Origin of the sequence: Candidatus Kosakonia sp. 282A-S69 (assembly GCF_029433855.1) — a bacterium.
Taxonomy (GTDB): Bacteria; Pseudomonadota; Gammaproteobacteria; order Enterobacterales; family Enterobacteriaceae; genus Kosakonia; species Kosakonia cowanii_A.
Window position 1 is genome coordinate 290,831 of sequence record NZ_JAROAU010000003.1, and the last position, 15,103, is coordinate 305,933.

General features: G+C 58.5%; 3 protein-coding genes. All 3 read right to left on the minus strand.

Translation table 11 applies throughout. The features are described 5' to 3' along the window. Window positions 1–278: 278 nt before the first annotated feature. Window positions 279–992: a 4'-phosphopantetheinyl transferase family protein gene (locus PU683_RS07100; protein ID WP_277170822.1), complete on the minus strand. Its 714-nt coding sequence runs from the start codon at window positions 990–992 to the stop codon at window positions 279–281. A gap of 68 nt (window positions 993–1,060) precedes the next feature. Next, entirely contained in the window at window positions 1,061–14,461 is a 13,401-nt protein-coding gene (locus PU683_RS07105) for a non-ribosomal peptide synthetase (RefSeq protein WP_346771060.1), read from the minus strand. Window positions 14,462–14,512: 51 nt separating this feature from the next. After that, window positions 14,513–14,713: an MbtH family protein gene (locus tag PU683_RS07110; RefSeq protein WP_277170823.1), complete on the minus strand. Its 201-nt coding sequence runs from the start codon at window positions 14,711–14,713 to the stop codon at window positions 14,513–14,515. Window positions 14,714–15,103: the final 390 nt, after the last annotated feature.

The following is a 15,103-nucleotide window of genomic DNA, read 5'->3' on the forward strand; positions in this document are numbered from 1 at the left end:
TCTGTTAAAGCAATAAAAATGGGTTTTCTTTGGTTTTGTTAATAACTTGCGTGCATATATAGCGCTTAAGTAAATTATTATTTTTATTTATGGCTGAGAAAATATTTAAGTATTTTTTTTGAGTGTTGTTTTGAGGCCTGGTGTTTAATTTGAGTGAATTAATGGCGGTGAAAAAATATAAGTAATAAAAGGGGTAATGCGGAGGTCGCTAAGCGGGGATAGTCAGCCTCTCCTGCATAAACGAAGAGAGGCTGTCACTCTGTATGGCGGGCGATACCTCAGGCAATAAGCGTGATGAGGTGATCCTCTGCGAGGAAGTAGTAACCCGTTAGCTGACTCCCCTGCGCTCTGCGCGCCGTCAGGGTTTGTGTCAGTTCAAGCGTGATGCGCTGCGCTGTCGTATCAATCTGGCAAACCCGGGCGGCATCGAAGTCAAAAAAGCGCCTTACTTCGGGGTAGAGCGCCTTGAACAGGCTCTCTTTCGCGGAGAAGGCGATCAGTAGCGCACTCTCATAGGGCAGAGGGCAGGCCGCGAGCAGCGCCTGCTCCTGCGCCGAGGTGAACATGTCGGCGGTTTCGCGCATGGTTTCCGGAGCCAACATTTCAATATCCACACCCGGCGTCAGGCCCCCATCGCCTGGCGCGATGATGGCTATCGCCCGGTCATGGGTATGGGAAAGACTGCCGCACCAGCCGGCAGGCCAGAGGGGCGCGCGATCCGCAGCCATGCCAACACTGGCGTCGCAGCCGTGGTGCGCAAGCAGCCGCTTTGCGCCGTAACGCGCGGCCAGGTACTCTGCCCGACGCTTTACGCCCGCAGCATGCAGGCGCGGGGGAAATGGGATCGCGTAGCGGGCAAACAGCTCATCCTGCCAGGCGTAGCGATCAAAAGAGAGCTGGCAGTAGGCGAGCCCCGGTATGGCCGCCATTGTCCCCATCTCAAGATGAGTGATAAAAGGCGGCAGTGCGTGATGGGTATATGGAGTCAACATTTCGCTACTTATCAATAGGTAATAAAACCGCCATGACGGCGGTTTTATTACCATAACGGGCAATGCGCTCAGCGGCTCTCAAGCCAGCGCTGAATAACCGGGCCGATGGTTTTCAACGCCTCCGGGCTGAACATACCGTTATGGGTACCCGGCACAGTGTGGACGATGATATTGCCATCCACATAGTTTGCCCAGAGCTGGGGATCGAAATCCTCCCCATCCGCATCACGCTGCGTCGCTTTGAAGAAAAGCATATCACCGTGATAGCGCCCCGGTGTGAGAGTTGCCAGCAGCGCAGGCGCATCGCGAAGCTCGGCGAAAATGCGTTCGAAAATCACTGGCTCCACGTCAGCGAGAGGATGTTCAATCGCCTGCAACCCACTGCGCAGCCCCTCAACCGAGAACTGCGTTTTGTCTTGCGGAACGCCACCGACCAGCGCTTCAAACAGCACCTCTAAGCCCTCTTCGTCGCTGAGCACCGTCTCGAGATAACGCTCCCCGAGCGGATAGCCATCCACCAGCACCAGCATGCTGACCTCATGACCTGCTTGTTGTAGCAGCGTAGCGACTTCATGAGCCAGATGGCAGCCAAAGGACCAGCCGAGAAGGGCGTAAGGGCCTGCTGGCTGGACGTTATAGATCTCCGCCAGATAGCTTTTCGCCAGCTCCGCGACGGAGCCTGTTGGCACGCCGGTGCTGATCCTGCTTGACTGCAGACCATAGATCGGTTGCTGCTCGCCGAGATAGCCGATAAGCCCCGAGTATGACCAGCTCAGGCCGCCGCCGGGAGGCAGACAGAACAGCGCGGGTTTGTCGCCCAGTGGCTGGAGTGGCAGTATCACATCCAGCATGCTGCTGCGCCGGTTGCTCCCCAGCCGCTGCGCCAGCATCGCCACCGTCGGCGCTTCAAACAGATCGCGGATGGTCAGCTTCACCTGCAGCTCGCGGTCGATCTGCGTAATCAACCGCGCCGCCAGCAGGGAGTGGCCGCCCATGGCGAAGAAGCTGCTGTCGATGCTGACATTCTCAACTTTGAGCAACGTACTGAATTTTTTCGCCAGCCATATCTCCCGCTCGCTTTGTGGTTGACGCCTGGCCCCGGTGCTGAAATCCGGCTTCGGCAACGCTTTGATCTCCAGCTTATCGTTGCCATTGAGCGGCAGCGCCTCCAGCAGTACCACCGCCGCAGGCACCATAAAGTCCGGTAGGCGTTCACGGGCAAATTGCTGCAACGCCGCGGATAAGCCCTGTTGCGGACCCTTTGCCACCACATACGCGACCAGCTGTTTATGACCCGCCGCATCTTCAAACGGAATGACCGCCACCTGCTGCACGGCGTCATGCTGCTTCAGCACGATCTCGATTTCAGCGGGCTCGATCCTGAAGCCGCGAATTTTCACCTGCTGATCGCCGCGGCTGACAAAGTTGATTGCGCCATCGCGGCGGCGTTTGACCCTATCGCCAGTGCGGTACATACGGCTCCCCGCAGGCCCGTAAGGATCGGCGACGAAGTGTGATGCGCTAAGCCCCGGATGGTTCATATAGCCACGCGCCAGCCCGCGTCCGGCGATGTAAAGTTCGCCAGCCACCCCCTCCGGCAGCGGTTGCAAATACTCATCCAGCACATAGACGCGGGCGTTATCTTTCGCATAGCCGATCGGCACATCCAGATAGGGTGCATCTGCCTGCGTAATCCGATAAACCGTCGCGTAGGTGGTCGCCTCTGTCGGGCCATACATGTTCACCAGTTCGAGGTCCGGCAACTGCTCGCGCATTGACTGTACCGCGCTTGCGGAGATCTTCTCCCCGCCGGTATAGAGTTTGCTGACCCCCGCCAGACACTGCCAGGCCTCTTCGGCAATCAGGCGGAACAGCCCGGAGGTTAAAAACACCGCGGTCACTTTGCGATCGGTAATCGTTGAGGTGATAGCCGGCAGATCCATCGCGTCTCCCGGCACGATCACCCCATGATGACCGTTCAGCAGTGCCGCCCAGATCTCAATGGTTGAAGCGTCAAAAGCATACGGCGAGTGCAGCAGAATGCGCTGATGATCCTCCCCTTTCCAGCGGCGATCGCGCGCCAGGGCAACGACGTTATCCTGGGTGACGGCAATGCCTTTCGGTTGCCCGGTGGAGCCGGAGGTAAACATCACATAAGCGATATGGTCAGGCTTGAGCGGCGTCGTGATGGTCGGTGCCTCTTCCTGCGTATGCGCACTGTTGACCGTCAGCACCTCAATCCCTTCCGGCAGAGGCGTCGCGCTGTGCCGTTCATCGACGACCGCAATGTGCACATCCAGCGTATGGGTAATATGCTGCCAACGCTCAAACGGATCGCTGGTGCGCAGCGGCACATAGAAGCCGCCCGCTTTCACCACGGCGAGCACGCCAATCACCAGTGAGAGGGAGCGCTCCAGGAGTAATGCCACGCCCCGATCCGCTGTCACTCCACGCTGTTGCAGGCGATGCGCTAAGGCATTGGCGCGCGCATCCAGCTCCTGATAAGTAAGCTGCTCGTCGCCGCAGCTGATGGCGATGTGATGCGGCGTTTTCGCCACCTGGCCGGCAAACTCCTGCGCTAGCGTGGCTGGCGGCAGATGCACAAAGGTGTCGTTGCCGGCATGAATAAGCGCATTGCGCTGTTCGCCACTCAGTAACGGCAGGTTTTTCACCGGCAGATCCGGCGCATCGACCGCCGCCTGCAACAGCTGCACAAAGTAGCCCGCCAGCGCGATAACAGTCGAACGATCAAACAGTTCCACCGGGAAATCAATTTGCGCATCAAGCGCGCGCACCTCCCCCTCTTCGCCGCTAATCTCATCAAAGTTGAACAGCAGATCAAACTTGGTCGTCACCAGACCCACCGGCTGGTGGCTGGCCTGCATATCCACCAGTTGCGGCGGTGTATTCGCGTTGTTTTGCAGCACCATCATCACCTGGAAGAGGGGATGTCTGGCGGAAGAGCGCCCCGGATTTAACGCTTTTACCACCCAGTCGAACGGCACATCCTGGTTGACATAGGCGGAGAGCATAGAGTCGCGAACGCTGGCAAGCGTCGTGCGGAAGCTGGGATTTGCCGCCAGATCGACGCGTAGCACCAGCGTATTGACGAAGAAGCCCACCAGATCGCTGATTGCTTCATCCGCACGTCCCGCCGCGGCGGTACCGAGGGTAATATCATCGCCCGCGCCCATGCGGCTAAAGAGGATCGCGGCAGTCGCCTGCAGCAGCATAAAGGGCGTGACCCCCTCCTGTTGCGTCAGGATTTTAATCCGCTGATAGAGTGCCTCATCAATATGGAAATGGACCCGATCCCCCACATAGCCCGGTGATGCCGGATGCGGACGATCGACAGGCAGCAGCATCTCCTCCGGTGCGCCCGCCAGCGCGCTGCGCCAGAAGGCGATCTGCTGCGCGCAGAGTGGCGTGTGCTCCTCGATTTCACCGAGCAGGCTGCGCTGCCAGAGCGCATAGTCGGCATACTGCACCGCCAGCGGCGTCCAGGTCGGCTCCTGCTGCTTACAGCGTGCGTTGTAAGCGCAGGAGATATCGTGGAACAGCGGTGCCAGCGAGCCGCCGTCGCAGGCAATATGGTGAATGACAATCAGCAACACCTGTTCATGGGTCTGCGGCAAACGGAACAGCGTACAGCGCAGCGGGATCTCCCGCGCCAGATCGAAAGCATAGGTTGATGCCTCATCCAGCGCGCTGGCGAGCGCCTCCTCACTCACCGCCTTCACCGCCAGCGTCATCTCAACGGAATCGGCGGCGAGGATATGCTGGTAAGGCTGCTCCTGGTGAATTGGGTAGAGCGTGCGCAACACTTCATGACGCGCAACGACATCACGCAGCGCCTGGCCCAGCGCCTCTTCATTGAGCGGTCCGCTGAAGCGCACGGCGAGCGGCATGTTGTAAGCCGCGTGGTTATCATCGAGGTTCTTCAACAGCCACATGCGCTGCTGGGCAAAGGAGAGCGGCAGATACTCGCTGCGCGGCTGCGGAGTCAGCGCCACTTTCGGGGCCATATCCGCTTGTGCAAGCTGGCTGGCGAGCTGTGCCACGGTGGGGTAATCAAACAGCGTACGGATGGGTACATTTTTGCCCAGCTCGCTGCTGATGCGGCTTATCAGGCGCATCGCTAACAGCGAATGGCCGCCGAGCATAAAGAAGTTGTCATCAATGCCCGGCGCTTCAAGTTGCAATACCTCTGCGAAGAGGTCCGCTAACATCGCCTCCTGTGCGTTGCGCGGCTGGCGACGGGTCGCACTCTGCATAAAGTTCGGCTTCGGCAAGGCGCGTTTATCCAGCTTGCCATTAATGGTCAGCGGGAATTTCTCCATCTGCACAATGGCGGCCGGCACCATATATTCCGGCAATTTGTCCGCCGCATGATGGCGCAGCGCTGCCATGTCGACAGGGCTACCGTTGTCGCTAATGATATAGCCCACCAGTTGCGGGTTGCCGGGGCGATCATTTTGCAGGATCACCTCGGCCTGGGTCACGTGCGGATAGCTCGCCAGCGCGGCGGCAATCTCGCCCAGCTCAATGCGGAACCCGCGCAGTTTTACCTGCTGATCGGCGCGGCCTAAATAGTTCAGCTCGCCTTTGCGGGTGCGGATTGCCATATCACCGGAGCGGTACATACGCGCACCGGGTTCACCATAGGGGTCGGCAACAAAGCGTTCACTGCTCAGCGCCACGCGATTGAGGTAGCCACGCGCCAGGCCTGCGCCGCTGATATACATCTCGCCCTCCACGCCCACCGGCACAGGTTGCAGCGCATCGTCTAACAGATGGATATGCAGATCGGGGATCGCCACGCCAATCGGGCTACCGGAGGCGTTGCGCGCCCCCTCCGCCGTCAGCGGCTGATAGCTTACGTGGACGGTGGTCTCGGTGATGCCGTACATGTTGATCAGCTCCGGCGCGGCGTCGTCATGGCGCTGATACCAGCGCTCGAGTTGGTTCAAATCGAGCGCTTCACCGCCAAATACGACTTTGCGCAGCGCCAATGGATAGCTTGCTGGCGCAACCGCGTTTTCCGCTTCGATCAACTGATAAAAGGCGGAAGGCGTCTGGTTGAGAATAGTGACCCGTTTTTCACTCAGCAGTTTCAAAAAGGCCTGCGGATCGCGGCTGACAATAAACGGCACCACCACCAGTTCGCCGCCATAGAGCAGCGGGCCCCAGATCTCCCAGACGGAGAAATCGAACGAGCAGGAGTGGAACAGCGTCCAGATATCGGTGCGGGCAAAGTTAAACCACCCCTCGGTTGCCGCAAAGAGGCGCAGCACATTGCTGTGGTGAATCATCACCCCTTTCGGTTTACCGGTGGAGCCGGAGGTGTAGATGATATAAGCCAGGTTCTCCGGGCTGACAGGACGCAGGCGCTCGGCGTCATTGAGGTTTTCATCGCGCAGCTGCGCCAGCTGCTGCTGACACTGCGGCGTATCGAGCAGCAGTTCGGGCAGCGTGCTGCTGAGGGTACCGGCATACTCTGCGAGGGTGATAATCAGCGCCGGTCTGGCGTCGTCAACAATGTAGGCCAGGCGATCCGCCGGATTATGCACATCCAGCGGCAGATAGGCTGCGCCCGCTTTGACGGTAGCGAGTAGCGCCACCAGTGTCTCCAGGGTGCGTGGCAGCGCCAGCGCAACGCTATCTTCCGTGCCGATGCCGCGGCTTACCAGGTAACGTGCCAGCTGGTTGGCGCGCCGGTTCAGCTCGTCATAGCTTAGCGTTTCCTCGCCAAGGCTCAGAGCCGTCGCCTGCGGTGTTTCACGTACGCGCTGTTCAAAAACCTCATGCAGCGTGGCGTTAGCCCACTTGTCAAAGGGGGTGCAGACCGGCACTGCGGCCTGGCATTCCGCGGGCAGCAGCAGGGGAACGCTGCCGACGCGTCGTTGCGGCTGCGCCATGACGGCATTCAGCACCAGCACAAAACGCGCGGCCAGCGCTTCGGCTGTGGCATCGTCAAACAGATCGGTGGCGTATTCGAGAATGCCGTTGAGCGCGGTGGGCGTCTCCTCAATGTTAAAGGTCAGATCGAACTTCGCTACCGGCAGCAGCGGTGTGGCGACCTGGGTATGCAGATTGTCAAAGTGCGCTTCGCTGTAGGCCATGTTTTGCAGCACCAGCATCACCTGGAAGAGAGGGTGCCGCGCCAGTGTACGCTCAGGATTTAGCGCTTCGACCAGGTTATCAAAGGGGAGATCCTGGTGTTCGTAGGCTTGCAGTGCATAGTCACGGACACTCTCCAGCAGGGCGCTGAAGGTGAGGTTGTCGTCAAGCGTGGCGCGCATCACCAGCGTATTAATAAAGAAGCCGACCAGCGGTTCAAGCGCCTCATCGCGGCGTCCGGCAATGGCGGTACCAACAGGAATGTCGTTGCCCGCGCCCATCCGGTGCAGCAGCACGACCAGTGCGGCCTGCAATACCATAAACAGGCTGGCGTTGTGCGCTTGTGCGACCTCAAGCAGGCGAGCGTGCAACATTTCATCAATGGTAAAGCGGCACTGTTTGCCTCTGTAACTTGCCCGTGCCGGGCGCGGGCGGTCAAAGGGCAGTTTCAGCTCGTCGGGAAGATCGGCGAGCGTGTTGCGCCACCAGGCGAGCTGGCGCCCCGCCAGGCTCTCCGCGGCGTTGATCTCGCCCAGCCAGTCGTTCTGCCACAGCACATAATCACCATAGCTTACCGGCAGCGGCGTAAAGGCCGGAGCATTACCCTGCGCGCGGGCGTTGTAAGCCGCCGCCAGATCCTGAAGTAGTGGTGAGAGCGAACTGCCATCGCTGGCGATATGGTGCATTAAGAACAGCAGCAGATGGCGCTCTTCATTCACGCTAAACAGCCATGCGCGGCAGGGATCTTCTGCGGCTAAATCGAAGGTATATTGCGCAGCGTTCAGCACTTCACGTTGCAGTTCGTCCGGCAAAACGTCGCTTACCGCCAGAGTACAGCACGCCTCTTCACCCTCGGTAACATGCTGATAAACGGTGCCGTCTGGCTGGAGTAAAAAGCGGGTGCGCAGTGTTTCGTGGCGCAGCTTCACATCGTTCAGTGCCGCCGCCAGCGCCGCCACATTGACCCCGCCTTCCAGTTCAAGGGTCAGGGGCATATTGTAGGTGGCGGTTTTTCCCTCGATGCGATCGATCATCCACAACCGCCGCTGCGCGGCCGAAAGCGGCAGACGGGCGGGCTTTTCACGCGCCTGTAGCAGCAAGCGTGAAGGCGCGGCGGCGTGTAAACGCTCAGCAAACTGCGCCACCGTCGGCGCTTCAAAGAGATCGCGAATGGCAGGATCAACACGCATTTCGCGGCGCACCTTGCTCACCAGACGGGAAGCCAGCAGCGAGTGGCCGCCGAGGGCAAAGAAGTTGTCGTCAATGCCGATCTCGTCTAAGCCGAGCACCTCTGCAAAGAGCGCGCAGAGCGTGCTCTCTCGCTCATTGCGCGCGCCACGACGCTGTTCGGCGGTAAAGCGCGGCGCGGGCAGGGCGCGCATATCCACTTTGCCGTTGGCGTTAAGGGGGAAGCTCTCCAGCGGGATAATCATCGCCGGCACCATAAAGTCTGGTAACTGCGCGCTTAGCGCCTCGCGCAGCTGTGCCGCATCGAAGGCTGCCTCTTTGCGAGCGAGAACGTAGGCGACAATTTGCTTATTACCCGGGTTAGGCTCGACGATGCAGGCCAGCGCCTGCGCCACGGCAGGCTGCTGTTGCAGCGCGGTTTCCACTTCCGCCAGCTCAATACGGAAGCCGCGAATTTTCACCTGCTGATCGCCACGGCTGAGGTATTCGAGCACGCCATCTTCACGCCAGCGCACCCAGTCCCCGGAGCGGTACATGCGCTCGCCGGGCTGCGCGAAGGGGTTGGCGACAAAGTGCGTTGCCGTGAGCACCGGCTGTTTATGGTAGCCACGCGCCAGGCCGAGACCGGCGATATACAACTCGCCGGGCACGCCGACCGGCACCGGATTAAGATAACCATCCAGTACGTAGACCTGCATGTTATCGAGCGGCGCACCGATGGGCACCGTCATCTCCGTCGGGATGCCCGGCATCAGGTGCGTGGTGGCAAACGTGGTCGTTTCCGTCGGGCCGTAGCCATTCATCATCTTCAGCCCGGGGCACTGCGTCATCACTTTTCTGATTGCCGCTACCGGCAACACATCTCCCCCGGCAATCAGCAGCCGCACCGCTTTCAGGGCGCTGGCATGCTCCTCGGCCATCAGACGGAACAGACCGGCGGTGAGCCACAGCGCGGTGACGTTCTCCGCCATGACGATCTGCGCCAGCGCATCAATATCCAGCTCACCGGCGGGGGCGACGATCAGCTGACCGCCGCAGAGCAGCGGCACCCACAGCTCCCAGGTGGCGGCGTCAAAAGCTGACGGAGAGTGCAGCAATACACGCTGATGATCCTCCCGCGACCAGCGCCGATCGAGGGCCAGGGCCGCCACGCTCTGCTGATTGACGGCAATCCCTTTTGGTTTGCCGGTCGAGCCGGAGGTGTACATGATGTAAGCGAGGCTCTCTGGCGCGCCGGTTAATGCCGGGTTGGTCTCGGTTCCCGCCCGCTGCGCCTCGTCAGCCAGGTGAATGATATGCGCAGCGTCCGGAAGCGGCAGGCCGGGATCGGCGATCAGCAGCGTGGCACCCGCGTCATCCAGCATCATCTGCTGGCGCTCAACGGGATCGCGCGGGCGCAGCGGCAGGTAAGCACCGCCCGCCTTGATTACCGCAAGGGTGGCAATCACTTCATCAATGGAGTGCTGCATCAACAGCCCGGCGCAGAATGTATGCCCGCCGTTCAGCGCCAGCAGCCGGTGCGCCAGACGGTTCGCCGCCTGGTTTAGCTGGCGGTAGGTCACCGTTTTGCTGCCTTCCTTCACGGCAATGGCGTCAGGGGTGCGCAGCACCTGCTGTTCAAACAGCGCGGCTAAACGCACTTCAGGTAGCGCGACATGGGTGGCATTCCAGCCGCCAAGCAGCGTTTCGCGCTGGACAGGCGTTAATAGCGCCAGCTCGCCGACACGGGTGGCCGGCGCGCTCACCAGCGTCTCAATAACGTGGAGTAGGCGCTCGGCAACGCCCTCAATTGTGCGCGCGTTATAGAGATCGGTAGCGTATTCGATATGCCCGCTTACGCGCCCCTGCTGCTCATCAATATTGAAATTAAACAGCAGATCAAATTTCGCGCTGGTGGTGGGCAGCTCAAGCTGTTCAAGCTGCAGCCCTTGCAGGTTGATGGCCTGCGGCCACGGCGTATCGACTGCCAGCATCACCTGAAACAGCGGATGCTTCGCCAGAGAGCGGTCCGGCGCCAGGGCTTCTACAAGCCGTTCGAAGGGAACATCTTGGTGCTCATTGGCTTCCAGCACGGCGCTGCGCGCCAGTTCAATCAGCGTGCGTAACTCAGGGTTACCGGACGCCCGGGTGCGCAGCACTGCGGTGTTGGCGAAATAGCCAATCATCGGGAGCTGCGCGATATCGGTACGACCATAGATCGGCGTACCGATCGCAATATCGTCGCCCGCGCCCATGCGGTGCAGCAGCGCCACCAGGGCTGCGTGCAGCAGCATAAAGAGGCTGGCACCCGTTTGTGTACTTAGCGCCGTCAGCTTTGTAAAAACGCCATCCGGCAGCGTAAAGGCGACGCGATCGCCCGCATAGCTGGCGCGCGCCGGACGCGGACGATCGCCTGCCAGCGTTATCTCCTCCGCCAGCCCCTGCAACTGGTTGCGCCAGTAGGCCATTTGCCGGGAGAAGAGGGCGTTCTCATCCTGCTCGTCACTGAGCAGCGCGCGTTGCCAGAGGGCATAATCCGCATACTGCACGGCAAGCGGCGCAAGCTCGGGAGCGTGACCTGCCTGCCGCGCCTGCCAGCAGAGGCTCAGATCCTGCAACAGCGGGAAGAGGGAGCCGCCGTCGCCCGCGGTGTGGTGGATCACCAGCAGCAGAACATGCTGCTCGGGTGCCAGTTGATAGAGCCAGCCTTTGATCGGCAACTCGCGATCGAGGGCGAAAATGTGCGCGCTATGTTGCATCAGCTGTGCGGTGAGATGTTGCGGTGCAATGGTCTGTTGTTGCAGGGTGAATGCCGCCTCTTCTGGCGTCAGTACCTGCTGGCAAGGGGTATCATCCTGCTGCGTCAACCGCGTACGCAGGCTTTCATGGCGGGCGATAACATCCGCCAGCGCTTGCGCCAGTATTGTGGCGTCCAGTTTGCCCTTCAGCCTGACGGCGAGCGGCATATTGTAAGTGCTGCCCGGCGCGATCTGCTCCTGTAGCCACAGACGCTGCTGGGCAAATGACATCGGCAGCAGCGCGGGGCGCGTTTGCGCCACCAGCGCAGGGCGCACGGGGGTGCCGCTTCCGGCATCAATTAGCGCGCTCAGCTCTGCCACGGTGGGCGCGTCGAAGATCGCCTTCAGCGAGATCTCGCATCTGAATTCTTCGCGGATGCGGCTCAGCAGTTTCAGCGCCAGCAGTGAGTGGCCGCCGAGGCTAAAGAAGTTGTCATCGATCCCCGGCTGGGCGCACTCCAGGCACTCGGCAAAGAGCTGGCAGAGTTTTTCCTGCTGCGGCGTAGAGGGGAGCACGCGGGCGGGTGCGGTGAAGGCTGGTACGGGCAGCGCGCGGCGGTCAATTTTGCCATTTGCCGTCAGGGGGAACTGCTCCAGCACCATCATCACTGACGGCACCATATAATCCGGCAGCTTTTTGCCTAAGTCGGCGCGCAGCGTTTCTGGCGAACAGTCCGCACCATCGTGCGCAACCACATAGGCCACCAGCCGCTTTTGCCCGGAGGCTTTCTCATCATGCGCGAGCACCAGCGCCTGCTTGATTGCCTTCGAGGCGAGCAGCGCGTTTTCGATATCGCCGAGTTCAATGCGGTAGCCGCGGATCTTCACCTGGTTGTCCGCGCGCCCGAGGAAGCCTATCTGCATATCCCTCTCCCAAAAGGCGATATCCCCGGTGCGGTAGATGCGCGAGCCCTTCGGGCCAAACGGATTAGCGACAAAACGCTCGCTGGTAAGATCGGCGCGTTTCAGGTAGCCAAACGCCAGGCCATCGCCGGCGATATAGAGCTCGCCGGCCTGACCCACCGGCACCGGCTGCAGCGCGCTGTCGAGGATATAAACCTGGGTATTGTTGATCGGCAGACCGATGTTGGACGCGGCAACGCTGTCGGCGGTTAACTCGCGGATTGTTGACCAGATAGTGGTTTCCGTTGGCCCGTAAACCTGAATCACTCTCGACGCCAGCGCGACCATCTGTTCGGCCAGATTGGTCGCCAGGGCGTCACCGCCGACCAGTGCGGTCAGTCCGGCCAGCGCCTGCGGCTGGTAGCTGACTAAACCCTGCCACAATGCTGGCGTGCCCTGCAGATGGGTAATGTTCCAGCGGGCGATCCTGGTTGCCAGCAGGTGCGGATCGCGCGCCGCTTCGCGTGAGGCAATCACCACCGCTGCGCCGTTGAGCAGCGGCAGGAAAAGCTCCAGCGCGGCAATATCGAACCCGACCGTGGTAACGGCCATAAAACGATGCTCAGCCGAGAGCTGAACATGTTGCTGCATCGCCACCATGAAATTGGTCAATGCGTAATGGGGGATCAGCACCCCTTTTGGCGCGCCGGTAGAGCCGGAGGTGAAGAGCACATACGCCGCCTGCTGCCGCTGTGCGGGCGTTGTTACGGGGGCGGTTTCCGGCTGCGAAGCCATCCCGGCAATAATGTCGTTATCATCAATTTGATGTTGCGGGAATTGCGCAACCAGTGACGCTGTTTCGGAGGTGGTTAACAGGCAGGCAGGCGCGGCGGTAGCGAGAATATGTTTTATGCGTTCGCTGGGGTGATCGGGATCTAATGGCATATAGATCGCACCGGCTTTCATAATCGCCAGCATGGCGATCACCAGATTCTCCGTGCGCGGTAGCAGCAGCCCGACAATGTCGCCCGACCGAACGCCCTGCTGGCATAAATAGTGGCTCATTCGATTGACCTGGCTATTTAACTGCGCATAGCTCAGCACGCTTTCGCGGTAATAGATGGCCGGGGCATCGGGTGTAAGGTGAACCTGTTTTTCAAAGCACTCTGCCAGCGTAAGTGACGGCGTCGGCGAGGCGGTTTTATCATTCAGCAGGGCAATTTGCTGATACTCACTGGCGGTCACTAAAGAGGGCGTGCCGATAGCCATCTCAGGGTTGGCTATCAGTTCACTGAACAGCGCCGTCATTCTTTCATAATGGGCAAGCAGCTCTTGCTCACTATAGAGCGCGCTGTTGGCGTCGAAGCCAAGCACTATTGGGCGCTCATCGCCATAGCCAAAGAAAAAGATGCTTAAATCTTCCACCGGACCGTTGGAGAGATTAACGGATAACGTTTCCGCCCCTGTCAGCGCCAGGCTTTCGCCGAAGAGTTCAACGTTGATGGCGGTGTTAAACAGCGGGCGGGTGACGTTAAGATCGCGAAGCAGATCTTCATGACGGTATTGCTGATGGCGCAGAGAGGAGATCATCTCCTTCCTCGCCTGCGCCATGACTTCGTTGAGCGTAAGCGCCGGAGATAAGTTTAAGCGCAACGGCATAATATTGGACATAAAGCCGGGAATGCTGCGCTGCGCTTGCCCAACGCGTGCCGTCATCGGAAAGCCAATCACTAAATCCTCATTGCCGGTAATGCGGTAAAGGTAAATGGCGCTCAGAGCGGTGAGCAGCTGCGGCAGCGTAAAACCGGAGTCCCTCGCCCTTTGCACAATGGCGTCGTGGAACGGCTTTTCGAGTGAAATGCGCTGGCGCAAAAGGTGTTCGCAGGGCGCGGCGCGACCGGCGAGGCTGACCGGTTCGGGCAGGTCGCTAAAGCGCGACATCCAGTATTGCCTGTCACGGGCGAAGCGGTTTGAGTGGCGATACTCGATATCATCTGCCATCAAGGTTTTAAAACTGCCAAAAGGAGAGGGAGAGACCGGGTCACCAGCGATTAAGCAGTTGTAGATTTCAATGGCGCGGTTGAGGATCAGCGCGGCGCCAAAGCCGTCGATAAGAATGTGATGGCTGCACTGATAATAGATATGCTTATTTTCGGCGACCTTAATCAGGAAAAAGGTAAACAGGTGCTTTTCAGAGAGTGAGTATGCCCTGTTTGTCTGCGCCGTCATATATTCAATGGCGGTTGCCCACGGGTCGTCCATCATACTGAAATCATAATAGTCTGCTTCATAATCATTAACAGGCGTCAATGTCTGCCTGACGTCGTTATTTTCATGAAAAAAACGACCATGCATGGCATCAGTTTCAGCAAACATCCTTTTTATAGCGTCTTTAAAGAGTGATGGGTTAATGGCACCATCAATAATTAAATACTCACTAATATTATTATTTGCTTGATTCAGTGCAACTTCATTCGCTAACCACATGCCCATCTGAGCCGACGTTAGAGCGAAATATTCCATGTCTTCTGGTGCGGACATATAAAACCTCAATATTAAAGCGAAACAGGATAACGAGTGGGCAACAAAGAGTTATAGACTTTGTAAACTTTTTGGTTTGATATCCTTCCAGTTTTCCTCGATATACTGGATACACTCTTTGCGGCTGGCAGGCCCGCAGACAACATCCCAGCCGTCAGGAATCGCCATAAATTCCGGCCATAAAGAGTGCTGATTCTCTGCGTTAACTAATACTAAAAAAGTAATATTTTCATTTTCAAATGGATTGGTCATTTACTTTCCCCTGTAATAAAAAGCGAGGGTATTATTTATAGAATAAAAATCCCAAAGGCAATCTGTAATAAGAGGCTGTAAAAGAGATAACTGCTTGTTGTGATCTGTGTCAAATTCCATTGCCGATCAATAATAACGTCGATAAATAATGATTTTATTCGTTTGTTAAACTCCAAATACTATAGATAAAAGAAATGGCATTACTGTTTTTTGAATAATATTAATTTATAACATGCATTCTTCGGTATTAATTAAAATGACGCGTGTAGGCGGCGAATAATCGAACGCAGTTCGATGGAGAGTCAGGTCGCAAAAAAGCAAAAACCCAGCCATAGGCTGGGTTCTCTGAATAAGTGGTGCCCGGGCCCGGACTAACGCCGCAGGCGTTGA